Origin of the sequence: Gordonia sp. DT30 (assembly GCF_049844915.1) — a bacterium.
Classification (GTDB): domain Bacteria; phylum Actinomycetota; class Actinomycetes; order Mycobacteriales; family Mycobacteriaceae; genus Gordonia.
Genome location: NZ_JBNCLY010000026.1, coordinates 1 through 24,097, shown reverse-complemented (window position 1 = coordinate 24,097; position 24,097 = coordinate 1). Strand labels below are relative to the sequence as shown.

Below are 24,097 nucleotides of genomic sequence, written 5' to 3'. Positions count from 1 at the left end.
GCCAGGACACCGCCGCCGGCGCCTAGTCGGCGTAGCTGTCGAACGCTTTCAGCGAACTCCAATCCGGCCAGGTCAGCTCCCAGAGGCGGTGGATACGGCCGTCACGGAACGTCGCCAGGAAGATGACCTCGATCTCCGACGCGGGCTCGCCGGGACGTTCGGTGGTTATCCAGACCCGACCGCCGAGTCGGCCGTCGCCCTCCACCCACGCCTCGTCGTCATACCGGACGGAATAGCTGATCGCGGTCGGATAGACGCGGGCGTGCCCGTCGTGAAACGCCTGGTAGTCCTGCACCTGACCGTTGGTGTGCAGCTCGAAGTCCGGGTCGTAGTAGGTCTCGACAAGTGAGAGATCCTTGGCCTCGACCATGCGCGTGAACATCTCGCACATCCGGTGCCGCAGTGACGATGAGTGCGATACCGCTACTGGCCCATCGACTTTCGGATCTCCTCGAGACGCTCCTTGGCTGCCTCGTCACGCTTGCGGATCATCTTGTCGACCTGCCGGCCTTCGGGTGTGCCCTCGGCGAGCTCCTGCGAGCCGATGGCGGTCGTGATGCGATTCTCGATCTTGTCGCGGACGAAATCGAAAGTGGGAACACCGGATTCGGTGTAGTCGGGATCGGGGAGCGGAGGCGTCAAGGGATTCTCGACGGCCCTCGGCGTCGCCGGCGGCAGGACCTCGCCGTCGATGATGTCGTCGTCGGGCCGACCGGGATCGGCGGGGGAGGACGCTGACTCGTCGGATGCCGTCATGGCTTCAGCGTAGGCGCCCGGGACGCATTACCGGGCGGGAGCCGTTCACCGGACACGGCCGTTTCGCGCGACGGCCGGGCGTGCACGGTGCCACGCTGATGCGGTGACCGAGATCGGCGTGATGACACAGAGGGCAGCGGTCCTGCGGGTCGCGGTGGCCCAACCCGCCCTCGACCGACTCTCGTTGCGGGGAAGCGCACGTGAACACGCAGAGCTCATCCACCGCGCCGGTGCCGACCTGATCGTGTTCCCTGAGTTGTCGCTTACCGGATATCGCCTCGACGCCGTGCCCGTGTCGCCTGACGATCCGTCGATCGCGACGATCGCCGAGGCATGCGCGGCGGCGAGGTGCACCCGGCACCGGTGGCCATGGCGAGCTTCGCCGGGCCCACTGGCGGCGGATATCACGACACCGCAGCGCATTCGACGATCAGCACCGACGCGGGCGTGGTGGTGGCCGACGCGGGGCCGGGACCGGGCTCGGTCGCCGTGTTCGATCTCGATCGCGATGCGAGGCGCCGCCGGCGCTAGCGACGCCGATCCCGCACCGGCCCGGTGTACTTCTCGCCCGGGCCTTCACCCGGCTCGTCCGGGTAGGCACTCGCCTCACGAAAGGCGAGCTGCAGTTGTTTGAGGCCGTCACGGATCGGCGCCGCGTGGATGCCGAGATCCGCCCGTGACGCATCGATGAGACCGGCGAGCGCGGTGATGAGTCGCCGCGCCTCGTCGAGGTCAACGGCCGAATCAGCGGCGCCCTCGGCCAGCCCGAGCTTCTCCGCGGACGCGCTCATCAGCATGACGATGGCCTTGGTGATGACCTCGATCGCCGGAATATCTGCCAGGTCACGCACGTTGTCGTCGGGGGCAATGGAAGGGTTTTCTTCGGTCTGACCCTCGCCCGGATTGCCGTCGGCAGGTCCGTCACCAGCGGCGTCGTCGGAGGGCGAATAGGTGTTTCCGGTCATGACTGTTAGACTTCCATAGCACGACCGCCCCGGTTCGCCGGGGTTGCAAGTGGAGTCAGGCTCCCACCGCTACGACGCATTCCCAAGATGCAGTTGTACGGTCCGGTCCGAAAGACCCGGATCCACCATCGAGTGGCACGGGTCGGTGATGCCAGGCATCGACGGACCGGTCGGCGTTGGAGCCCTGCATGTGATCCGCACCGGATCGCCGCGGGGCTTTTTTGCTGAGGCCATTCTCCTCCTGCGCCCGACTCATCGCGGCGGCCGACCTTTTCGGAATTATCAAGGAGGCCCCATCAGCACTGAGACCCGCATCAACGAGCGCATCCGCGTACCGGAGGTCCGACTCGTCGGACCCAATTCGGAGCAGGTGGGCATCGTGCGTGTTGAAGATGCGCTCCGCTTGGCCTACGAGGCCGATCTGGATCTGGTCGAGGTTGCACCCGACGCCCGCCCGCCGGTGTGCAAGATCATGGACTACGGCAAGTTCAAATACGAAGCCGCCCAGAAGCAGCGCGAGGCGCGTCGTAACCAGCAGATGACCGTCATCAAGGAGCAGAAGCTCCGCCCGAAGATCGACGACCACGATTACGAGACCAAAAAGGGTCACGTCATCCGGTTCTTGAAAGACGGGTCCAAGGTGAAGGTCACCATCATGTTCCGTGGACGCGAGCAGTCGCGGCCCGAGCTCGGGTTCCGACTCCTGCAGCGACTCGGCAGCGACGTCGCCGACTACGGCTTCGTCGAGACCTCGGCAAAGCAGGACGGCCGCAACATGACGATGGTCCTCGCCCCGCACAAGGGAGCGAAGACCCGCGTCAAGGCGCAAGAGCAGTCGCAGCGTCCGCCGCGGCAGGCCGGCGACGCCGACGCCACGAGGAACTAGACGACACCGGTCGTCGAACGCTAACGCGGTCGACGGACAGACCACCGCGAACCCAGCACGTCCGCCCGGCGGACGCGTGGTTGGAGTTCGCCCAAACGAAGGAATACACATGCCCAAGAGCAAGACCCACAAGGGCACCGCGAAGCGTTTCAAGGTGACCGGCAGCGGAAAGATCGTGCGCCAGAAGGCCAACCGACGCCACCTGTTGGAGCACAAGTCCTCTCGCCGGACCCGTCGCCTCGATGGCATCGCCGTCGTGAGCGAAAACGACGCGCCGCGCATCAAGCGGCTGCTCAACCGCTGACGCCCTGACCACCACCAAGAAGAGGATTTACACATGGCACGCGTGAAAAGGGCTGTCAACGCCCAGAAGAAGCGTCGTTCAACTCTGGAGGCTTCCAAGGGTTACCGCGGACAGCGTTCGCGCCTGTACCGCAAGGCCAAGGAGCAGCAGCTCCACTCGCTGACCTACGCATACCGGGACCGTCGCGCCCGCAAGGGTGAGTTCCGCAAGCTGTGGATCTCGCGTATCAACGCAGCGGCCCGCGCCAACGACATCACCTACAACCGCTTCATCCAGGGCCTCAAGGCCGCGGGTGTCGAGGTCGACCGCAAGGTGCTCGCCGACATCGCCGTCACCGATCCCGAGGCCTTCACCGGCCTGGTCGAGGTTGCCCGCAAGGCGCTGCCCGCCGACGTCAACGCGCCGGCTGCCTGATCTCGCCGACGATCGACGATTCCCGACCCGCGATGGACGTTCTCTCCGAACGCTCGTCGCGGGTCGTTTCGTTGGCGAAGCTGCATCGCGCGCCGGTACGCAAGACGCAACAGCGCTTCCTCGTCGAGGGTGCCAATGCGGTGGACGCGGCGCTGAGCACCGGTCGGGCACACGCGGTACTGGTCCGCGAGGATTCGACAGACCGGTTCGGCGACCTGCTCGCGCGGGCGACGACCGCGGCGCGGCCGGTGTACCTGTTGAGTGCGCGGGCAGCGGACAAGCTGGCCGAAACCACGACCGCGCCAGGTATTTTCGCGGAATGTGAGCTACTCACCGTCGACCTCGACGCGGTGCTCGCCGCCCGGCCCCGACTGCTCGCCGTCGCGGTGGAGCCGCGCGAACCCGGCAACGTCGGAACGCTGATCCGGTGCGCGGACGCGATGGGCGCCGATGCGGTGGTGCTGCTCGGCGCATCCGTCGACCCACACAACGGCAAGGTGGTGCGCGCGAGCGCCGGAAGTATCTTTCACATCCCGGTGGTCCGCGCCGACAGTGTGGACTCCGCACTGACCGCGATCCGGGCCGAAGGTATCGCGACGCTCGCCACCGCCGCCGACGGAGAGATGGGTCTCGACGCTGCCGACACGGTGCTGGCCGAACCGGTGGCATGGTTGTTCGGTAACGAAGCGCACGGACTTCCCGACGATGTCCTCGCCGGCGCCGATCATCGGGTATCGATCCCCATTCACGGTCGAGCCGAAAGTCTCAACCTCGCCGCGGCCAGCGCCATCTGCCTGTATGCGGCCGCGCGCGTGCAGCACTCGAAGTAGAGCGGGACATATCATCAGGGGCAGGTGACTCCGGCAACACCGAGGGGGCAAGCCCATGCCAGATCCTTTCATCGCAGTTCGGCGAATCTATGACGAGCCGGATTCCGCTGACGGGAACCGCGTGCTCGTGGACCGGCTCTGGCCGCGTGGGATCAGCAACGAGCGGGCGCACCTCGACGAGTGGTCCAAGAACCTTGCTCCGTCGACCGAGCTACGCAAGTGGTACGGCCATGACCCGGCGAAGTTCTCGGAATTCTCTCGCCGATACCGCGACGAACTCGCCCAGCCCGACCACGCCCCAGCGCTCGCGGCACTGACCGAGCTGGTTGCCGGCGGCGGCCGGCTGACTTTGCTCACCGGCGCCAAACGCGCCGACATCAGCGATGCGACGGTGCTGCGCGAGTTGTTGATCGAGTCGATTCGGTCCGGCCCGTAACCGACATGGGCGGTGCGGCGTGGCGCCCCGCCGCCCGCAGGTCAACACGATCAGACGGTCGACTACCCTCGATCGGGAGTCATCGCAGGCGCTGATCGGCAGCTGTGCAGGTCGGTGCGGTGATCGACGCCCAGCCCGACAAGTGATGACGAGGAGTCGCCAGCCGTGGCACCTTCCGCCGACGATCAGGGAATGCCGGATCTCCGATTCCCCGAACCGCAGGAACTCGACGATGCAGCAAACGCTGCGCTCGCAGCGTTCGATTCGGCCGCCGACCTGGACGCGCTTTCGCTTGCGAAGTCGGCCCATCTCGGTGACCGATCACCTCTCGCTCTGGCCCGCCGCGCGTTGGGCGGGCTTCCCAAGGATCAGCGCTCGTCGGCAGGCAAGGCGGTCAACGAGGTCCGTGCGCGGGTGTCGGCGGCACTCGACGCACGCACTGCTGTTCTCGAAGCCCGGCGGGATGCGGCAGTCCTCGACGCCGAATCCGTCGACGTCACCTTGCCGAGCCGTCGTCGTCGGCTCGGCGCGCGCCACCCGATCACCGTCATCTCCGAGCAGGTGGCCGACGTCTTCGTCGGCATGGGTTGGGAGATCGCCGAGGGGCCGGAGGTGGAGACCGAACACCACAATTTCGACGCACTCAACTTCTTGCCCGACCACCCGGCCCGGTCGATGCAGGACACCTTCTACATCGCCCCGCCGGGGTCGCGGCAGGTGCTGCGCACCCACACCTCGCCGGTGCAGGTGCGATCCATGCTCAGCCGCGACGTCCCGATCTATGTGGCGTGCCCGGGCCGGACTTTCCGCACCGACGAGCTGGATGCCACGCACACCCCGGTCTTCCACCAGATCGAGGGCCTCGCCGTCGACAAGGGGCTGACCTTGGCCAATCTGCGTGGCACGCTGGAGATCTTCGCGCGCGCCCTGTTCGGTCCCGACACCACCACACGCATGCGCGCGAGCTACTTCCCCTTCACCGAACCGTCGGCCGAGGTGGACGTATGGTTCCCCGCCAAGAAGGGTGGCCCGGGCTGGGTCGAGTGGGGTGGCTGCGGCATGGTGAACCCGAATGTACTGCGCGCGAACGGAATCGATCCCGACGTCTACTCCGGCTTCGCTTTCGGGATGGGTTTGGAACGCACTCTGCAGTTCCGCAACGACATCTCCGACATGCGCGACATGGTCGAGGGTGACATCCGCTTCTCGCTGCCGTTCGGCCCCGCGGTGTGACCCCCGAGACATCGCCACACTTTCGAGAAAGTAGCTGATAGACGTGCGTGCCCCACAATCCTGGTACACCGAGGTGTTGCGTGCCGGCGACCCGAATTGGTCGGCGAGTGCCGAGGAGATCGACGCAGGCTTCGTCCGCGTCGGATTCGAGATCGAGGATATCGATCCCTTCCCCGAGATCACCGGCCCACTGGTCATCGGGCGGGTGCGCGAGATCACCGAGCTGACCGAATTCAAAAAGCCCATCCGCTTCTGCACAGTGGATGTCGGCGAGGACGATCTTCGAGAAATCATCTGTGGTGCACGTAATTTCGCCGAAGGTGACCTGATCGTGGCGGCTCTGCCGGGTACCGTGCTGCCCGGGCCGTTCGAGATCACCGCCCGAAAGACCTACGGCCATACCTCCGACGGCATGATCTGCTCGATCTCCGAACTGGGGATCGGGACCGATCACAGCGGCATTCTGGTTCTCGCCCCCGGCACTGCCGCGCCTGGCGCCGACGCGCGGGACGTACTCGGCCTCGACGACGCCGCGATCGATGTGAACGTCACCCCGGACCGCGGTTACGCCTTCTCCGTCCGCGGGCTCGGGCGCGAACTCGCGAGCAGCTTCTCGGTGCCGTTCATCGATCCCGGCCTACCCGGCGAGGCGATCGCGGCCGGGGGCGAGCCGTGGCCGGTCTCGATCGATCCCGCGTCGACCGCGACGCGATACACGGCGCGACTCATCACCGGGGTGGACGCGACCGCGGCATCGCCGTGGTGGATGCAGAAGCGTCTGCTGGTCGCCGGGGTGCGACCGATCTCGGCCGTCGTCGACGTCACCAACTATGTGATGCTCGAACTCGGCCAGCCGTTGCATGCATTCGACGCCGACAAGATCACCGGCGCGATCACGGTGCGCAACGCGAGGGCGGGGGAGGAGCTGACCACCCTCGACGGAGTGGTCCGCGAACTCGACCCCGAGGACGTCGTGATCGCCGACGAGAGCGGCCCGATCGCGTTGGCCGGTGTGATGGGTGGTGCCGGCACCGAGGTCGGCCCGCAGACCACACGGGTGCTGCTCGAAGCGGCCACCTTCGACCCTGTTCGGGTGTTCCGCAGCGGCAAGCGGCACAGGCTCACCTCGGAGGCCGCCAAGCGCTTCGAGCGCACCGTGGATCCGGCGATCACCGCGGTTGCCTCCGATCGCGCCTCCTCGCTGATCGTGGAGCTCACCGGCGGTGAGGTCGCCTCCCCGCTGTCGGAGGATCGCGTCACCGTCGCCGCGCCGCAGCCGATCACCATCGCGGCCGACGAACCGGACCGCACCGCCGGCGTCACGTACCCCACCGGAACCACCGCGGCGCGCCTGACCGAGGTCGGTTGTCTGGTTGCCGGCAGTGGTCCGCTGGAGGTCACCCCGCCGTCGTGGCGAGCCGATCTGCGCCAACGGGCCGATCTTGTCGAAGAGGTGTTGCGCCTCGAAGGGCTCGAGGACATCCCGGCCATCCCACCGACAGCGCCTGCAGGCACCGGTCTGACGGCTGCGCAGCGCCGCCGCCGCGGAATCGGCCGCGCGCTGGCGCTCGATGGCTACGTCGAGGTGTTGCCGTATCCGTTCATGCCCGCGGGTGTCTTCGACCAATGGGATCTCGCGGCCGACGACGAGCGGCGGCGCACCGCCAAGGTGCTCAACCCGCTCGAGGCCGACCGTCCCGAACTCAACACCACGCTGCTGCCCGGGCTGCTGGAGATGGCCGCCCGCAACATCGCTCGCGGTCAGCGCGACCTGTCGCTGTTCACCATCGGCCAGGTGGTCATCGTCGGGGACAATGTCGCCCCGGTCGGTGCGCTGGATGTGACGCGCAGTCCCACCGACGAGGAGATCGCCGCCCTCGACGCGTCGCTTCCGCAGCAACCGCTGCATGTGGCGGCGGTTGTCACGGGCCTGCGTGACCCGGCAGGCCCGTGGGGTCCGGGCCGTACCGCGGACTATCTCGACGCCTTCGAGGCGGCGCGAACGGTCGGGCGCACGGCCGGTGTGACCATCGAGCTCACGGCCGACGACCACCGGCCGTGGCATCCCGGCCGGTGCGCCAGGCTGAGTGTCGAGGGGTCGACGGTGGGGTATGCGGGAGAGCTGCATCCGGCGGTACTCGAACGCGCCGGACTCCCCAAACGAACGTGTGCGGTGGAGATCGACATCGACGCCTTGCCGCTCACGACCGTGCTGCCGGCACCTGATGTGAGCGTGTTCCCGGCCGTTCTGCAGGACGTGGCCGTCGTCGTTGCGCACGACGTGCCGGCCGAAGACGTCCGGGTTTCGCTGGTAGCGGGTGCGGGTGAACTGCTCGAGGCGATCGACCTGTTCGACGTGTTCACCGGTAGTCAGGTCGGCGAGGGCAACAAGTCCTTGACCTTCTCGTTACGTTTCCGCGCCGACGACCGCACGCTCACCGAGGACGAAGCCAACGCGGCGAAGCTGGCGGCGGTGGCGGTTGCCGGCGATCGGGTCGGTGCGCGGTTGCGGTAGCCGGCGCTCAGGCCGTGCCACCCAGGATCACGGCGGCGGCCATTCTCGAACCTTGTGGCAATGCCACGTTGTCCTCGGATTGCCGGAGCCCGGAGACGGCCACCGCGGCGAAGCGCGTTGCGGCCCTGGCCCGGTGCTCCTGCGGGAGGGTGGCAAGGCCGCGACCGGCCAACAAGATCAGCACGACGTCATCGATCACGAAATCGTGTCGTAGGCCCCCCATGGCCTGCGCGCGGGCGGTCAGCGCCGTGAGCTTGCGAATCATCGAGACACGATGTGCCGCAACCGCGTTCATCTCTGCGGTCGACGACGTGAACGCGTCGACGAATCCCTGATTCTGGGCATTGAGGACGATGAGCCGTTCGATGACGCCGCAGAACCCACGCCACGGGTCTTCGTGGGCACAACCGTCGTCGACGATCTGTCGGCAGGTGCGGAGTTCGTCGGCAAAGGCTTCGTCGATCAGGATCTGCTTCGTCGGGAACCGTCGGTAGAGGGTTGCCGGGCCGACCGCGGCGCGGCGCGCGATCTGTCGCATCGTGACCTGCAGGCCGCTCTCGGTGAACAGTGTCCGTGCGGCCGCCAGGATCTGATCGCGATTGTCCCGGGCGTCGGTGCGCAACATCTGAGGCGATCGAACCGGCATACTTCTCACTTCCGATAAGTGGACGGGTGCGTCCGCTAGCGTCGTCACCGTATCGCAGACAGCAGGAACTTCGAGGAGGCGCAGGTGCGCGCGGTGAGCATAGAACAGTTCGGGGAACCCGCCGGACTGGTGGAGACCGACATCCCCCGACCCCGAGCGGGAAACGCAGAGGTGGTCATCGAGACCGAGGCGATCGGCGTGGGTGGCGTCGACGCGGTCATCCGGCGCGGAACTCTCGCCGGATACGGCTTCGCCGAGGGGCTGATCCCGGGAAGCGAGGTCGCCGGCACCGTGACCGCGGTGGGTGATGGCGTCGATACCTCCTTGATCGGACGCCGGGTCTGGGCGTTCACCGGCCTCGGCGGCGGATACGCCGAGCAGGCGCTCGCGCGAGTGAGCGAGATCGTCGAACTTCCCGACGGCCTGTCATCGATCGATGCGGTGACGTTAGGCAGCGCGGCGCCGGTCGCACACTTCGCCCTGCGCCACGCCCACTTCACCGCGGGCGAGTCGGTGCTCGTGCGTGGTGCGGCCGGCAGCATCGGCATCGCCGCCGTCGAGATGGCTGCGGCCGGTGGCGCCGACGTGGTTGCAGTCACGACCTCGTCGGCGGATCGTGGCGCGCGCCTGCGGGCGCTCGGCGCGACGCATGTACTCGATCGCACTGGCCACGGGGACTCTGCGGCGCCGGAGTCATACGACGTGATCATCGACATCGCCGGCGGTGCGCACCTACCGGACTTCCTTGACCGGCTCGCGTCCAATGGCCGGTTCGTACTGGTCGGAGTCATTGCCGGGGCGCCGCCGGTCGACTTCGGAATGCGACTGATGGGCGCATTCCAGCGGTCTCGGTCGTTTGCGACCTTCAGTCTGGACACGGTGCCCGTGGCCGCGCGCGACGCCGTGCGCGCGAAATGGTTTGCCGGGGCGTCGCGCGGCGAACTGCACTCGGTGGTGCACGCGGTCATGCCGTTGGCCGACGCTGCCGAGGCCCATCGGCAGATGGACGACGGTGTTGTGTTCGGCCGGATAGTGCTCGTCCCGTAGCGTCCCATCGGGTGGACCGCCGGCCCGATGGACAGTGGAGCCCGGCGGTTGCGAGGGCCGACCGCGGAACCGCCCATGAATCAATTTGCATCATCGTGCATAATGTTTGCATGACGACGATCAAGGTGGCGGTCGCTGGTGCCAGCGGCTATGCGGGCGGTGAGATCCTGCGTCTTCTCTGCGGTCACCCCCGACTGCGTTCGGGTGAGCTGGAGATCGGCGCGTTGACCGCGGGCGGCAACGCCGGGAGCACACTCGGCTCCCAGCATTCGCATTTGCTGCCGCTGGCCGATCGGGTTCTCGAGGAGACGACCACCGAGGTCCTCGCGGGACACGACGTGGTGTTCCTCGGACTACCGCACGGTACCTCGGCCGCAATCGCCGACGCGCTGCCGCCGACCACTCTGATCATCGATTGCGGGGCCGACTTCCGGCTTCGTGACAGTGCTGACTGGAGCGCATATTACGGCGGCGACCACGCCGGCACGTGGCCATACGGACTGCCCGAACTGCCCGGCAACCGGGAGGTGCTCGCGGGCGCGAGCCGGATCGCGGTGCCCGGCTGCTATCCCACCATCTCGATCCTCTCCTTACTGCCTGCGCTGGCCGCCGGCCTCGTCGAGCCCGCGGTCACCGTGGTCGCGGTCAGTGGCACCTCAGGGGCGGGACGCTCGCCCAAGGTCGACCTGCTCGCCTCCGAGGTGATCGGTTCGGCTCGCGCATACGGCGTCGGCGGTACCCATCGCCACACCCCGGAGATCGCCCAGGCGCTCTCGGAGGCGGCCGATCTGCCGGTGAGTGTCTCGTTCACACCCGTTCTCGTCCCGATGTCGCGTGGCATTCTTGCCACCTGCACCGCGCGGACCACCGCCACTGTCGACGAGGTCCGTGCCGTCTACGAGAAGGCATATGGCGACGAACATTTCGTGCATGTGCTGCCGGCCGGATCGTTGCCGACGACCGGTTCGGTGATCGGCTCGAACGCCGTCCAGATCGCGGTGACCGTCGACGAGCGCGCCGGCACGCTGGTGGCTGTCGGTGCCGTCGACAACCTGACCAAGGGCACCGGCGGGGCCGCCGTGCAATCGATGAACCTGGCGTTGGGCTGGGATGAGGCAGAGGGATTGAGCACCGTGGGGATCGCGCCGTGACGGCATCGGATGATCGGGTCGACACGGACGGCCGGACCGACACCGAGGACCGGATCGTCGGGGGCGCGCCGCTGGGCGCGCCGCGGCTGGTGCGTGAGCAGGGTGTGACCGCGCCGCTCGGTTTCCGCGCGGCGGGAATCGCGGCCGGTATCAAGGTTTCTGGCAAAGAAGATCTCGCGCTGGTGTTCAACGAGGGTCCCGACCATGCCGCGGCGGGGGTGTTCACCCGTAATCAGGTCAAGGCTGCGCCGGTGCTGTGGTCACAGCAGGTGCTGACCACCGGTCGGCTGCGTGCGGTGATCCTCAACTCCGGCGGTGCGAATGCCTGCACCGGGCCGGGCGGATTTCAGGACACCCATGCCACAGCGGAGGCGGTCGCCGACGCGCTGAGCAACTGGGGCACCGAGACCGGGGCGGTGGAGGTCGCGGTCTGTTCCACGGGCCTCATCGGCGATCGGTTGCCGATGAACAAGGTCCTCGCCGGAGTGACCGAGATCGTCCACGATATGGGCGGCGGACTGTCTGGCGGCACCGATGCGGCCTACGCGATCATGACCACCGATACGGTGCCCAAACAGGTTGCGCTGCACCATCCGCAGGGATGGAATGTCGGCGGCATGGCGAAGGGCGCCGGAATGCTGGCGCCGTCGCTGGCCACCATGTTGTGTGTGCTGACGACCGATGCCCGGGCCACCGCCGAGCAGCTCGATGCGGCGTTGCGGCGGGCCACCGCGCTGACCTTCGATCGCCTCGACGTCGACGGGGCGACCTCGACGAACGATACTGTGCTGCTGCTCAGCTCGGGCGCCAGCCAGATCCCGGTCGAGCAAGCCGATCTCGATGCCGCCGTCCTGGCCGTCTGCGACGAACTGGCGGCCCAGTTGATGGCCGACGCCGAGGGCGTCACCAAACGTATCATCATCACCGTGGCCGGCGCGCGCACCGAGGACGACGCGATCACGATCGCCCGCACGGTCGCGCGTGACTCGCTGGTCAAGACCGCACTTTTCGGGTCCGATCCCAATTGGGGCCGCGTTCTCGCCGCCGTGGGGATTGCGCCGGTCACGATCGATCCCGACCGGATCTCGGTGTCGTTCAACGGTAATGCGGTGTGCGTCGACGGTGCGGGTGCACCCGGTGCACGGGAGGTGGACCTGTCGGGCGCCGACATCGAGGTGCGCATCGATCTCGGACTGGGCTCGGCATCCGGGTCGATCCGGACCACCGACCTCTCGCACGGTTACGTCGAAGAGAATTCGGCGTATTCCTCATGAGCACCGGAGCATTCCCCGACGGTCACGAGATCGCTGTCGACACCGCCGCATCGGCGGACGTGGACAAGGCGGCCGTACTCGCCGACGCGCTGCCTGCGATGCAGGCGCTCGCCGGCGCGACCGTCGTGGTCAAGTACGGCGGCAACGCGATGGTCGACGATGACCTGAAACGCGCGTTCGCCGTGGACATGGTGTTCCTTCGTGCCTGCGGGATGCACCCGATCGTGGTGCACGGCGGCGGGCCGCAGATCTCGGCAATGCTCGCGAGGCTGGGGTTGTCGGGAGAGTTCCGCGGCGGTTTCCGGGTCACCACTCCGGAAGTGATGGATGTCGTCCGGATGGTGCTGTTCGGGCAGGTCGGCCGAGAGCTGGTGGGGTTGATCAACACTCATGGTCCGTACGCGGTGGGCCTGACCGGTGAGGACGCCCATCTGTTCACCGCGGTCCGCCGTTCGGTCCTGGTCGACGGCGTGGCCACCGACGTCGGTCTGGTCGGCGACATCTCCTCGGTGAATGCCTCGGCGGTTCTCGATCTTGTTGCCGCCGGGCGGATTCCGGTGATCTCCACGATCGCCCCCGACCGTGATGGCGTGGTGCACAACATCAACGCCGACACCGCCGCCGGCGCGCTGGCCGAGGCCTTGGGTGCCGCGCGACTGGTGATGCTCACCGATGTCGAAGGTCTCTACACCGACTGGCCCGACCGGGCCTCGATGGTGTCGGAGATCGATACCGAACGGCTCGCAGAACTGTTGCCGCGCTTGGATTCCGGCATGGTTCCGAAGATGGAGGCCTGCCTGCGGGCGGTGACCGGTGGGGTGCGCCGGGCGCATGTCATCGACGGCCGGGTATCCCACGCGGTGCTGGCCGAACTGTTGACCTCGAGTTCGGCCGGAACGACCGTGGTGCCATACCGAACCGGCGCCGACACCGGCGCCGACTCCGATACCCGCACACCGACTCCCGACCCGAAAGTCACGACCTCATGACCGCACCCTGGCAGCAGCGGTGGTCCACCGCGCTGATGAACAACTATGGCACCCCGGCGCTGACACTCGAACGTGGCGACGGGGCCTACGTGTGGGACGCCGACGGGAAGCGCTACCTCGATCTGCTCGGCGGAATCGCCGTCAACGCGCTCGGCCACGCCCATCCGGCAATCATCGATGCCGTCTCCACCCAGCTGGCCACCCTCGGCCACGTGTCGAACCTCTACATCAACGAGCGCGTCGTCGAGCTCGCCGAGCAGCTCCTTGGCCGGTTCGGCCATCCGGGCCGGGTCTTCTTCTGCAATTCGGGAACCGAGGCCAACGAGGCCGCGTTCAAACTTGCACGACGGACCGGACGGCCACAGATCATTGCTGCGGACAAAGCCTTTCACGGCCGCACGATGGGTGCACTCGCGATGACCGGACAGCCGGGCAAGCGCGAGCCCTTCGCGCCGATGCCGCCGGGCGTCGAGTTCGTGCCCTTCGGCGATGCCGCCGCCCTCGATACGGCGGTCGACGAACACACCGCGGCAGTCATCCTCGAACCGATCCTCGGTGAGTCAGGTGTCGTCGTGCCGCCCGCCGACTATCTGGCACACGCCCGGCGGATCACCGCCGAGCGTGGGGCCCTGCTGATCCTCGACGAGGTGCAGACCGGGATCGCGCGCACCGGAACGTTCTTCGCCCACCAGGCCGGCGGGGTGGTACCGGACGTGATGACCCTGGCCAAGGGCCTCGGCGGCGGCCTGCCCATCGGCGCGTGCATCGCGACCGGCGATGCGGCAGACCTCTTCACGCCCGGACAGCACGGAACCACCTTCGGCGGCAACCCGGTCAGTGCCGCGGCAGCACTGGCAGTCCTGCGGGTCATCGACGACGAGGGACTCGTCGAACACGTTGCGGCGGTGGGTAAATCGATAGCCGCAGGCATCGAGGACCTCGACCACCCGCTGATCTCGCATGTCCGCGGATCCGGCCTGCTACTCGGGATCGTGCTGAACCGGGCAGCGGCCGCCCACGTCGAAGCCGCCGCCCGCGCAGACGGCTTCCTCATCAATGCGCCGGCGCCCGATGTGCTGCGCCTCGCGCCCGCGCTGATCCTCACCGAGGAACAGGGCCGGGAATTCGTCGCCGCACTACCGGCGATCCTCGATGCCGCCACAGACGCCGCGCACGCCGAGACCGAAGCGAAGGGACGCCCATGACACGCCATTTCTTGCGCGACGACGACCTGACCGCCGACGAGCAGGCACAAGTGCTCGCACTCGCCGCCGACGTCAAGCGCAACCCGTTCGCGTATCGCCCGCTGGAGGGCCCGCGGGGCGTCGGGGTGATCTTCGACAAGAACTCCACGCGCACCCGGTTCTCCTTCGAGATGGGAATCGCCCAACTCGGCGGCCACGCCGTGGTCGTCGACGGACGCACCACCCAGCTCGGCCGCGACGAATCCCTACCCGACACCGGCCGGGTGCTCTCGCGCTTCGTCGACGCGGTGGTGTGGCGCACCTTCGCCCAGGAACGGCTCGAGCAAATGGCGTCCACCGCCACGATTCCCGTCGTCAACGCCCTCTCCGACAGCTTTCACCCGTGTCAGATACTCGCCGACCTGCAGACGATCATCGAACGCAAGGGCGCCACCGCCGGACTGCGGATGACCTACCTCGGCGACGGTGCGAACAACATGGCGCATTCGCTGGCGCTCGGCGGAGTCACCGCCGGGATGCACGTGACGATCAGCGCCCCCGATGGCTTCGCGCCCGACGCCCAGGTCATCGCCGACACCGAGAAGCGTGCAACGCTGACCGGTGGGTCGATTCGGCTGGTCGCCGACCCGGTCCGCGCCGCGACCGATGCCGACGTGCTGGTCACCGACACCTGGGTGTCGATGGGACAGGAGGACGACGGCAGGGATCGAAAGGCGCCGTTTCGGCCGTATCAGATCAACGCCGGGCTCCTCTCCCACGCCGCTCCCGGGGCGGTCGTGTTGCACTGCCTGCCGGCCCACCGCGGCGACGAGATCACCGACGAGGTCATCGACGGGCCGGCGAGTGCGGTCTTCGACGAGGCCGAGAACCGGCTGCACGCGCAGAAGGCCTTGCTGATCTGGTTGCTGGAGCATCGATGACCGCATCGAGCAGATCCGAGCAGCCCGAGCCGCGGCTGGCCGCCACGCGTGCCGGCCGGCACGCGCTGATCGTCGAGGTCCTGGCCAAACGGCAGGTGCGCAGCCAATCCGAGCTGCAGCATCTGCTCGCCGCACGCGGTATCGACGCCACACAGGCGACCATCTCGCGTGACCTCGACGAACTCGGTGCGGTGAAGCTGCGTGCCGCCGACGGTGGCGTCGGCGTGTACATGGTTCCCGAGGACGGTTCGCCGGTTCGTGGGGTGTTCGGCGGTACCGATCGGCTCGCGCGGTTGGTCTCCGAACTATTGGTCTCCACCGACAGCAGCGGAAACCTGGCCGTCCTGCGCACGCCGCCGGGTGCGGCGCACTATCTTGCCAGCGCCATCGACCGGGCGAGCCTGCCCGACGTGGTCGGCACCATCGCCGGTGATGACACGATCTTCGTGTGCGCGCGTGATCCGATCGACGGTGCCGAGATGGCTCGACGAATCGAGGGTCTCGTGTGACCGGGCCGCGTCGTTCCGTCCGGTACACGCAGACCCGACAGCCCAGACCCGACCACCCCCGACCCGACCACCCCAAGACCCGGCAGACCTGACCGACCATCGGCGGATCTGATACCCCGGGTTGATCGGGAGAACCGTTCATCGGACCCCCGATCACCCCAGCCAACCGCGCATCCCATGATGGATGTGCACACACGAAACAGGAGTTCATAAACACATGGCCGATCGCGTCGTACTCGCATACTCGGGCGGACTGGATACTTCGGTCGCCATCAGCTGGATCGGCCGGGAAACCGGCAATGAGGTCGTGGCGGTCGCGGTCGACCTGGGCCAAGGTGGCGAGGACATGGAGGTCGTGCGTCAGCGCGCTCTCGACTGCGGTGCGGTGGAGGCCGTACTCGTCGACGCGCGTGACGAATTCGCCGACGACTACTGCCTGCCCGCCATCACCGCCAATGCCCTCTACATGGATCGTTACCCGCTGGTGTCGGCCGTGTCGCGGCCGCTGATCGCCAAACATCTGGTGACCGCTGCTCGGGACCATGGCGGCACCGTCGTCGCCCATGGCTGCACCGGCAAGGGCAATGATCAGGTGCGCTTCGAGGTCGGATTCGCCTCGCTGGCACCCGATCTCAAGGTCATCGCACCGGTCCGCGACTACGCCTGGACGCGCGAGAAGGCGATCGCCTTCGCCGAGGAGAACGCGATCCCGATCAACGTGACCAAGCGCTCGCCGTTCTCGATCGACCAGAACGTCTGGGGCCGCGCAGTGGAGACCGGGTTCCTCGAGGACCTGTGGAATGCACCCACCAAGGACGTGTACTCCTACACCGAGGACCCGACGCTCAACTGGCAGTCGCCCGACGAGGTCATCATCAGTTTCGACAAGGGCCGGCCCATCGCGATCGACGGCAAGCCGGTGAGCGTGCTCGAGGCCATCGAGGAACTCAACCGGCGGGCCGGTGCGCAGGGCGTCGGCCGGCTCGACGTCGTCGAGGACCGGCTGGTGGGCATCAAGAGCCGTGAGGTGTACGAGGCCCCAGGCGCGATGGTGCTGATCACCGCCCATGCCGAGCTCGAACACGTCACCCTGGAGCGGGAATTGGGTCGCTACAAGCGGCACACCGACCAGAAGTGGGCCGAGCTGGTCTACGACGGCCTGTGGTTCTCGCCGCTCAAGCGGTCCCTGGACGCTTTTGTCGACTCCACCCAGGAGCACGTCACCGGTGACATCCGGCTGACCTTGCACGGCGGTCACATCTCCGTCAACGGCCGACGCAGCCCGGAGTCGCTCTACGACTTCAACCTCGCCACCTATGACGAGGGCGACAGCTTCGATCAGTCCAACGCCCGCGGCTTCGTGGAACTGCACGGCCTCTCCTCGAAGATCGCCGCGCAACGGGACCTGCTCGGGTGAGTGAGCAGGCCGGTCACATGAAAGACGGGGCCACCAACGAGGGTTCGCTGTGGGGTGGGCGATTCGCCGACGGCCCGGCCGCGGCGATGGCCGCGCTGAGCAAGTCCACCCACTTCGACTGGGTGTTGGCGCCCTTCGATATTCGCGCGTCGAAGGCGCATGCCCGGGTTCTCGGCGCGGCGGGATTGCTCGGTGACGACGACCTGGTGGTGATGCTCGACGGGCTCGATCGACTCGCCGCTGACGTCGCCGATGGCACCTTCGGTCCGGCGCCGTCGGACGAGGACGTACACGGAGCGCTCGAACGCGGCCTGATCGAACGGGTCGGACCCGAGCTGGGCGGCCGCCTGCGGGCGGGTCGTTCACGCAACGACCAGGTCGCCACGCTGTTCCGGATGTGGGTGCGCGAGGCGATGGCGCGGGTGTCGCTCGGGCTGCTCGACGTCGTGGACGCACTCGTCAGCCAGGCCGTGGCGCACCCGGATGCGGTGATGCCGGGTAAGACGCACCTGCAGGCGGCTCAGCCGGTGCTCCTGGCGCACCATCTGCTGGCGCATGCGCAGCCGCTGCTGCGTGATGTCGACCGCCTCGGAGACGCGGATCGTCGGACCGCGGTGTCGCCGTACGGTTCCGGCGCGCTGGCCGGTTCATCTCTCGGGCTCGATCCAGGTGCGATCGCGGCAGATCTCGGGTTCGACGGGCCGGCGGAGAATTCGATCGATGCCACGGCCGCGCGTGATTTCGCTGCGGAGGCGGCATTCGTCTTCGCCATGGCGGCGGTCGACCTGTCGCGGCTGTCTGAAGAGGTGATCATCTGGAGCACAGCGGAATTCGGCTACGTGACGTTGTCCGATGCGTGGTCGACCGGCAGTTCGATCATGCCGCAGAAGAAGAATCCGGACGTGGCCGAACTCGCCCGCGGTAAGGCAGGCCGACTCATCGGAGACCTGACCGGCTTGCTGGCGACCCTCAAGGGACAGCCCTTGGCCTACAACCGCGACCTACAGGAGGACAAGGAGCCACTGTTCGACGCGGTCGCCCAGCTGGAATTGCTGTTGCCTGCGGTCGCCGGGATGGTGGGCACCCTCGAGTTCCACGAGGACCGGATGGTCGAACTCGCGCCGGCCGGTTTCACCCTGGCCACCGACATCGCCGAGTGGCTGGTGCGTCAGGGCGTCCCGTTCCGGGTCGCCCACGAGCTGGCCGGGGCATGCGTACGGGAGGCCGAGCGCCGGGGTGTCGGACTCGCCGAGCTCGACGATGACACCTTCGCCGCGATCGACCCGGCGCTCACCCCGCGGGTGCGCGAGGTGCTCAGCGTTCGCGGATCGATCGAATCGCGTGACGCGCACGGCGGCACATCGTCCGGCCAGGTGCAGCGCCAGCTCGCGGTACTGACCGAGCAGGTCTCGCGACTTCGTGCACGCTGGCAGAACCAGCCGAGAACGCACCCGGGTTCGGGTGGTCAGTAGCAGCCGGGTCAACTGACGGTCCAGGTGAACTGACGGTCCGGGTCACCACACGGTCCGGTACAACAGCGGCTCGGGCCTCGTACGGGTGGGTAGAGTGGGTGCCCACATAGGAGGGGTGTCGATTGGGCGGAATTCCGGATCTGGGAGCGATCGTCGGCCGGGTGGTCGCCACCGCGCAGAACGGGCTCGAGGTGTTACGTCTCGGTGGACTGGAGACGGGCACGCAACCGGCTCCGTTCACGGTCGTCGAGACCGAGAAGATGTTCAGGTTGCGGCGCTATTTTCCCGACGACGCGTCCGCCGGCCCCAACGTGGTGCTCATCCCGCCGATGATGGTGTCGGCGAACGTCTACGACGTGACCGAACACAATGGCGCGGTCTCGATACTGCACCAGCACGGGATCGTGCCGTGGGTCATCGATTTCGGCTCGCCGGACACCGCCGAGGGCGGCCGGGAACGCGACCTCGCCGACCACGTGCTCGCGGTGAGCCGCGCGATCGACCTGATCATCGACGCAACCGGGTCAGACGTCCACCTGGCCGGCTATTCGCAGGGCGGGATGTTCGCCTACCAAACCGCCGCCTACCGGCGCAGCAAGGGCCTGGCGAGCCTGATCACCTTCGGCAGTCCAGTCGACGTGTTGGCGGGGTTGCCGCTCGGCCTGCCTGCTGGGCTGGTGGTACCCGGTGCCGAAATCCTTGCCGATCGTGTCGTCAGCCATCTGTGGGTGCCCGGATGGCTGGCGCGCCTCGGTTTTCAGATGCTCGACCCGGTCAAGACCGCGCGCAGCCGGTTCGACTTCCTCCGTCAACTCCACGACCGCGACGCGCTGTTGCCGCGCGAGGACCAACGCCGCTTCCTCGAATCCGACGGATGGGTGGCCTGGTCGGGGCCCGCGATCGCGGAATTGTTGCAGCAGTTCGTCGTCCACAATCGGATGGTCTCGGGCGGCTTTGTCATCAACGGTGAACTGGTGACCCTCGCCGAGATCACCTGTCCGATCCTCGCGTTCGTCGGAGGAGCCGACGACATCGGTCAGCCGGCCGCGGTGCGAGGTATCGTGCGTGCCGCCCCCGACGCGGAGGTCTACGAATCATGTGTGCCGGTCGGCCACTTCGGTCTCGTGGTGGGCAGTACCTCGGGAACGCATACGTGGCCGCTGACCGCGGAGTGGATCCGCTGGCAGGGCGGACTCGGTCCGCAGCCCGAAGACATCGAGCCGATGACCCTTCCGGAACCGGGCAGTGGTTCAGGGGTCAGTGTGGCCTCGCGGCTCTCCCATGGTCTGAGCGCGGTCGCCGACGCCGGCGCCGGGGTCTCCCGCGAGCTTCTGGGCCGGGCGGCATCGTTCCAGCGTTCGTCACTGGCGGTGGCTCAGGAATCGGTGCGTACCGCGCCCCGGCTGTTGCGGTTGGGGCAGATCCAGGCCGGGACCCGGATCTCGCTCGGCAAGCTCATGTCGGAGAACACCAAGCGGGGCGGGCACAAGGAGCTGTTCCTCTTCGAGAACCGCGTGCTGACCCATGAACAGGTCAACGTCCGCATCGGCAACGTCGTCGCCGGTCTGGTCTCGTGCGGTGTCCGCCCCGGTCAGCACATCGGCGTCCTGATGGACACCCGGCCCAGTGCGCTGGTGGTCGTCGCGGCGTTGTCGAGGCTCGGCGCGGTCGTGGTGATGCTCTCACCGGAGGGCGACATCGACGAGATGCTTCGCCTGGCCAACTGTGCCGTCGTGGTGGCCGATCCCAAGAATTTGGAAACCGCTGCGGCACATTGTGGTCGGGTCCTCATCCTCGGTGGGGGCAGTGGCGATGCGCGAGTGATCGAACGTGCCGACGGGCACCGCATCATCGACATGGAACAGATCGATCCCGCGTCCGTCGAGATGCCCGCGTGGTATCGCGCCGATCCGGGACTGGCCGGGGACCTCGCGTTCATCCTGTTCACCCGGTCCGAACAGAAGCTCACCGTCTGGCCCATCACCAATCTTCGGTTCGCGGTGTCCGCGTTCGGCGCCGCCTCGGCGGCGGGGCTGACCGACAGGGACACCGTGTACTGTCTTCCGCCGCTGCATCACGCATCGGGCCTGCTCACCACTCTGGGCGCGACGGTTGCCGGTCGCTCCCGCATCGCGTTGTCCAACGGGGTCGAGGCCGAGACCTTCGCCGTGGAGGTACGCCGGTACGGCGTGACGGTCGTCTCCTATACGTGGACCATGATGCGCGAGATCGTCCGGTCGGGGTCGTTCCACATCGCCGAGCACAACCCCATCAGGTTGTTCATCGGCTCCGGAATGCCGGTCGGACTGTGGGAGGACGTCCAAGAGGCCTTCCCGCGGGCACGGATACTCGAGTTCTTCGCGACTGCCGACGGGTCGGCGATCCTCGCCAACGTCGCCGGGGACAAGGCCGGGTCGATGGGGCGGGAGTTGCCGGGGACGAATCATGTACAGGTCGCGGCGTACGACATCGAGAACTCGCGACTCGACGTGGCGCCCAACGGCTTCGTGCGTCGGGCCGAACCGGGCGAGGTCGGCCTCCTGCTGGCGCGCACGCGCTATCGGTTCGACATCTTCTCCACGGTGTTGCGCGATGTGTTCAACCGTGACGACCGGTGGGAGGTCTCCGGACAACTGTTCATTCGGGATGCCGACGACGATCTGTGGTTCATGGGGGCGGTCGACTCACCGGTCCTCTCCGCCGACGGAATTGTCTATCTCCTACCACTCGAACAGGCACTGTCACGGGTGGACGGCGTCGACCAGGTGGCCGCGTACGGCGTGGGCGAGCCCGGGAACCAGCTGGCGGTCGTCGCGGTGACTCTCCTGCCGACCGCGACGCGGGACTCGTTGACGGTGACCAAACTGCGGGTCGCGCTGGGCGAGTTCCCGTCCGCCGAGCGCCCGCACCTGATCAGGGTGGTCGACGACATCCCCGTGTCGAACTCGTACCGGCCACAGGTGACCGAGCTCGTGCGGGCGGGGCTGCCGAAGCCGGGCGCCAAGATCTGGTACCGAGACGAGGAAGGCCGCTATCGCAGGTATACGCGCTCCGCGGCGACCAAGGTCACCTGGGTCAGGACGGCGCCGGCGGGTGCGGCCGAAGCCGCGGCCGGCACGCCAGGGTGAAATCGCGGCACGCTACGGTGAGGCCACGCCTATCACGCCGCGATCCCAGCGGTGCGGTCATCGAGTGAAGGGAACCGTCGACATGCCGTCGCGTGCCGAGACCATCGATCCGATCGTGCGGGAACGACTCGTCTGCCCGCAGGATCACGGCCCGCTGCTCGACGCGGGCGACGAGCTGTACAACCCCCGGCTGCGGGTGGCCTACCGGATCGACTCCGACGGGATCCCGGTGATGCTTGCGGACGAGGCGCGCGCCGTCGACCCCGACGAACACCAGAGACTGACCGGCGAATCCTGATCGGGGTTCGCGCGCCCGCGCGCCCGCCCCTCGCCGCCGGTCGGGGAGTCGGGTGGAAAGATGAACGCCGTGAGCGCTGAGACATCGCAGGTAACCGTGACCACCCCTGACATCCTCGAGGACCTCCGGTGGCGTGGGCTGATCGCGCAGTCGACCGACCTCGACGAACTGCGTGGGGCATTGGCCGATGGTCCGATCACGCTATATGCCGGATTCGACCCGACTGCTGCCAGCCTCCATGCCGGCCACCTCGTCCCGCTGTTGACGCTTCGACGATTTCAGCTCGCCGGACATCGTCCCGTGGTCCTCGCGGGTGGCGCAACCGGTCTGATCGGTGATCCACGCGACGTGGGGGAGCGGACGATGAACGCCGCGGATGTCGTCGAGGGCTGGGCTGACCGGATCGGTGGACAGTTGCGTCGCTTTGTCGACATCGACGGCACCGCGAACGGTGCGGTCATGGTCAACAACCTCGACTGGACCGGACCGATGTCGGTCGTCGACTTCCTGCGTGACCTCGGCAAGCATTTTTCCGTCAACGTGATGCTCGCCCGGGAAACGGTCAAACGACGACTCGACACCGATGGGATCAGCTACGCCGAATTCAGCTACATCCTGTTGCAGTCCAACGACTATCTTCAGCTCCATCGACGCTACGGCTGCACGCTTCAGATCGGCGGATCAGACCAGTGGGGCAACATCGTAGGAGGCGTGGACCTGGTGCGTCGGGTCGATGGCAACACTGTTCATGCACTGACGGTGCCGCTGGTGACCTCGTCGGACGGCAAGAAATTCGGAAAGTCGACGGGGGGCGGAAGTCTGTGGCTGGACCCGGAGCTGACCAGTCCATACGCCTGGTACCAGTACTTCATGAACACCGCCGACGCCGACGTGGTCCGGTACCTCAAGTGGTTCACCTTCCTCGGGCGACCGCAAATCGCCGACCTCGAGCTCGCGACCGAACAGACGCCGCATCTGCGTTTGGCGCAGAAACGTCTGGCCGCGGAGATGACCACACTCATCCACGGTGCCGATCACACTGCCGCGGTCGAGCTGGCCAGCCAGGCATTGTTCGGTCGGGGGGATCTGCTCGAACTCGACGAGGCGACGCTTGCCGCCGCGTTGGGTGAGACCACGGTTGCCGAGTACCCCGCCGCCGCCGAGGGGGACGAGAATCGGCCGACCATCGTCGACCTGCTCGTCGATACGCGCTTGTCCGACAGCAACAAGGCGGCTCGGCGGGCAATCGCCGAAGGTGGCGCATATGTGAACAATGCGAAGGTCGGCGATGCCGACTGGCGGCCGTCGACCACAGATCTGCTGCACGGGCGTTGGCTGGTCATCCGGCGCGGCAAGAAGACTTTTGCCGGCGCGCGCGTAGCCGTCTGACCAGCAGATTTGACGCAATGTTCCGGCGTGTGTAACTTTCTTGTTGCACCGCAGAGAGCAACTCCCCCGGGGCCGACAGGATTCCCGGGGTAGCTCAGTGTCTTCACCTCGTGAAGTACGTATCTTTGGGGTGTAGCCGGGCGCAAAAGCCGGCCGAGCGTCAGTTTGGTCGGTGACAGTGGCTCTGGTAGCCTGGATCAGTTGCCCTTGATCGGGTAGTCTGCTCTGTTAGAACTAGCTCGCCGAAGTTCGCTCCTGTGTGGGGTGGTGTTGGTGGGTGTGTGTTCGTTGAGAACTCGATAGTGTGTTGGTG

The 24,097-nt window shown here is 67.2% G+C and carries 24 protein-coding genes and 1 pseudogene; 21 read left to right on the top strand and 4 right to left on the bottom strand.

Annotation, left to right across the window (positions count from 1 at the left end; genetic code table 11):
- Positions 1-22: 22 nt before the first annotated feature.
- Complete coding sequence (locus ACLQ3C_RS18980) at positions 23-391, bottom strand: nuclear transport factor 2 family protein (protein WP_425706649.1); 369 nt, start codon at positions 389-391, stop codon at positions 23-25.
- A 32-nt stretch (positions 392-423) separates the two neighbouring features.
- On the bottom strand, positions 424-756 hold the full coding sequence (locus ACLQ3C_RS18975; protein WP_425706648.1) for a PspA domain-containing protein: 333 nt from the start codon (positions 754-756) through the stop codon (positions 424-426).
- 121 nt (positions 757-877) lie between these two features.
- Here ACLQ3C_RS18975 and ACLQ3C_RS18970 point away from each other — a divergent pair.
- Together ACLQ3C_RS18970 and ACLQ3C_RS18965 are read left to right on the top strand one after the other, a co-directional pair.
- Positions 878-1,033, top strand: a pseudogene (locus tag ACLQ3C_RS18970) (nitrilase-related carbon-nitrogen hydrolase); the annotation flags it as partial.
- A 56-nt stretch (positions 1,034-1,089) separates the two neighbouring features.
- The gene (locus tag ACLQ3C_RS18965; RefSeq protein ID WP_425706679.1) at positions 1,090-1,287 is read left to right on the top strand and encodes a hypothetical protein; all 198 of its coding nucleotides are present in this window, start codon (positions 1,090-1,092) and stop codon (positions 1,285-1,287) included.
- On the opposite strand, the gene ACLQ3C_RS18960 is transcribed toward ACLQ3C_RS18965, so the two are convergent.
- Positions 1,284-1,721, bottom strand: a complete 438-nt coding sequence (locus ACLQ3C_RS18960) for a DUF1844 domain-containing protein (protein WP_425706647.1) — start codon at positions 1,719-1,721, stop codon at positions 1,284-1,286. The two genes, ACLQ3C_RS18965 and ACLQ3C_RS18960, sit on opposite strands and share 4 nt — an antisense overlap.
- Positions 1,722-1,962: 241 nt before the next feature.
- Here ACLQ3C_RS18960 and infC point away from each other — a divergent pair, with 241 nt between their 5' ends.
- From infC to pheT, 7 genes are all read left to right on the top strand, one after another.
- Positions 1,963-2,607, top strand: a complete 645-nt coding sequence (gene infC, locus ACLQ3C_RS18955) for a translation initiation factor IF-3 (protein WP_425706677.1) — start codon at positions 1,963-1,965, stop codon at positions 2,605-2,607.
- 109 nt (positions 2,608-2,716) lie between these two features.
- Complete coding sequence (gene rpmI / locus ACLQ3C_RS18950) at positions 2,717-2,911, top strand: 50S ribosomal protein L35 (RefSeq protein WP_005208912.1); 195 nt, start codon at positions 2,717-2,719, stop codon at positions 2,909-2,911.
- A 33-nt stretch (positions 2,912-2,944) separates the two neighbouring features.
- The gene (rplT, locus tag ACLQ3C_RS18945; RefSeq protein WP_188327984.1) at positions 2,945-3,325 is read left to right on the top strand and encodes a 50S ribosomal protein L20; all 381 of its coding nucleotides are present in this window, start codon (positions 2,945-2,947) and stop codon (positions 3,323-3,325) included.
- Between the two features lie 32 nt (positions 3,326-3,357).
- Positions 3,358-4,155, top strand: a complete 798-nt coding sequence (locus tag ACLQ3C_RS18940; RefSeq protein ID WP_425706646.1) for a TrmH family RNA methyltransferase — start codon at positions 3,358-3,360, stop codon at positions 4,153-4,155.
- A gap of 55 nt (positions 4,156-4,210) precedes the next feature.
- Positions 4,211-4,591 (top strand): DUF488 domain-containing protein, encoded by a 381-nt coding sequence (locus ACLQ3C_RS18935; RefSeq protein WP_425706645.1) that lies wholly within the window; start codon positions 4,211-4,213, stop codon positions 4,589-4,591.
- Positions 4,592-4,756: 165 nt separating this feature from the next.
- Positions 4,757-5,824, top strand: coding sequence for a phenylalanine--tRNA ligase subunit alpha (gene pheS / locus ACLQ3C_RS18930; RefSeq protein ID WP_425706644.1), 1,068 nt, complete (start codon positions 4,757-4,759; stop codon positions 5,822-5,824).
- Positions 5,825-5,867: 43 nt separating this feature from the next.
- Complete coding sequence (gene pheT, locus ACLQ3C_RS18925; protein WP_425706643.1) at positions 5,868-8,339, top strand: phenylalanine--tRNA ligase subunit beta; 2,472 nt, start codon at positions 5,868-5,870, stop codon at positions 8,337-8,339.
- 7 nt (positions 8,340-8,346) lie between these two features.
- Here pheT and ACLQ3C_RS18920 read toward each other — a convergent pair whose 3' ends face one another.
- The gene (locus tag ACLQ3C_RS18920; RefSeq protein ID WP_425706642.1) at positions 8,347-8,985 is read right to left on the bottom strand and encodes a TetR/AcrR family transcriptional regulator; all 639 of its coding nucleotides are present in this window, start codon (positions 8,983-8,985) and stop codon (positions 8,347-8,349) included.
- Positions 8,986-9,078: 93 nt separating this feature from the next.
- On the opposite strand from ACLQ3C_RS18920, the gene ACLQ3C_RS18915 reads away from it, so the two are divergent.
- The 12 genes from ACLQ3C_RS18915 (at position 9,079) to tyrS (ending at position 23,784) form a co-directional block, all read left to right on the top strand.
- A complete protein-coding gene (locus ACLQ3C_RS18915) occupies positions 9,079-10,032 on the top strand; it encodes a zinc-binding dehydrogenase (RefSeq protein WP_425706641.1) in 954 nt (317 codons plus the stop codon).
- 110 nt (positions 10,033-10,142) lie between these two features.
- Complete coding sequence (gene argC / locus ACLQ3C_RS18910) at positions 10,143-11,183, top strand: N-acetyl-gamma-glutamyl-phosphate reductase (RefSeq protein WP_425706640.1); 1,041 nt, start codon at positions 10,143-10,145, stop codon at positions 11,181-11,183.
- On the top strand, positions 11,180-12,457 hold the full coding sequence (gene argJ / locus ACLQ3C_RS18905) for a bifunctional glutamate N-acetyltransferase/amino-acid acetyltransferase ArgJ (RefSeq protein ID WP_425706639.1): 1,278 nt from the start codon (positions 11,180-11,182) through the stop codon (positions 12,455-12,457). The genes argC and argJ overlap by 4 nt, the downstream gene beginning before the upstream one ends.
- Entirely contained in the window at positions 12,454-13,446 is a 993-nt protein-coding gene (gene argB / locus ACLQ3C_RS18900) for an acetylglutamate kinase (RefSeq protein WP_425706638.1), read from the top strand. Before argJ ends, argB begins: the two co-directional genes overlap by 4 nt.
- Positions 13,443-14,651: an acetylornithine transaminase gene (locus tag ACLQ3C_RS18895; protein WP_425706637.1), complete on the top strand. Its 1,209-nt coding sequence runs from the start codon at positions 13,443-13,445 to the stop codon at positions 14,649-14,651. The genes argB and ACLQ3C_RS18895 overlap by 4 nt, the downstream gene beginning before the upstream one ends.
- Positions 14,648-15,571 (top strand): ornithine carbamoyltransferase, encoded by a 924-nt coding sequence (argF, locus tag ACLQ3C_RS18890; protein WP_425706636.1) that lies wholly within the window; start codon positions 14,648-14,650, stop codon positions 15,569-15,571. The genes ACLQ3C_RS18895 and argF overlap by 4 nt, the downstream gene beginning before the upstream one ends.
- Positions 15,568-16,080, top strand: a complete 513-nt coding sequence (locus ACLQ3C_RS18885; protein WP_425706635.1) for an arginine repressor — start codon at positions 15,568-15,570, stop codon at positions 16,078-16,080. The genes argF and ACLQ3C_RS18885 overlap by 4 nt, the downstream gene beginning before the upstream one ends.
- Before the next feature lie 217 nt (positions 16,081-16,297).
- Positions 16,298-17,497 carry an argininosuccinate synthase gene (locus ACLQ3C_RS18880; protein ID WP_425706634.1) on the top strand — a complete coding sequence of 400 codons (1,200 nt, stop codon included), beginning with the start codon at positions 16,298-16,300 and terminating at the stop codon, positions 17,495-17,497.
- A 17-nt stretch (positions 17,498-17,514) separates the two neighbouring features.
- Entirely contained in the window at positions 17,515-18,969 is a 1,455-nt protein-coding gene (gene argH, locus ACLQ3C_RS18875; RefSeq protein ID WP_425706676.1) for an argininosuccinate lyase, read from the top strand.
- A gap of 122 nt (positions 18,970-19,091) precedes the next feature.
- Complete coding sequence (locus ACLQ3C_RS18870) at positions 19,092-22,097, top strand: AMP-binding protein (protein WP_425706633.1); 3,006 nt, start codon at positions 19,092-19,094, stop codon at positions 22,095-22,097.
- Between the two features lie 82 nt (positions 22,098-22,179).
- The gene (locus ACLQ3C_RS18865) at positions 22,180-22,395 is read left to right on the top strand and encodes a Trm112 family protein (RefSeq protein WP_425706675.1); all 216 of its coding nucleotides are present in this window, start codon (positions 22,180-22,182) and stop codon (positions 22,393-22,395) included.
- Between the two features lie 60 nt (positions 22,396-22,455).
- Entirely contained in the window at positions 22,456-23,784 is a 1,329-nt protein-coding gene (tyrS, locus tag ACLQ3C_RS18860; protein WP_425706632.1) for a tyrosine--tRNA ligase, read from the top strand.
- Positions 23,785-24,097 lie beyond the last annotated feature (313 nt).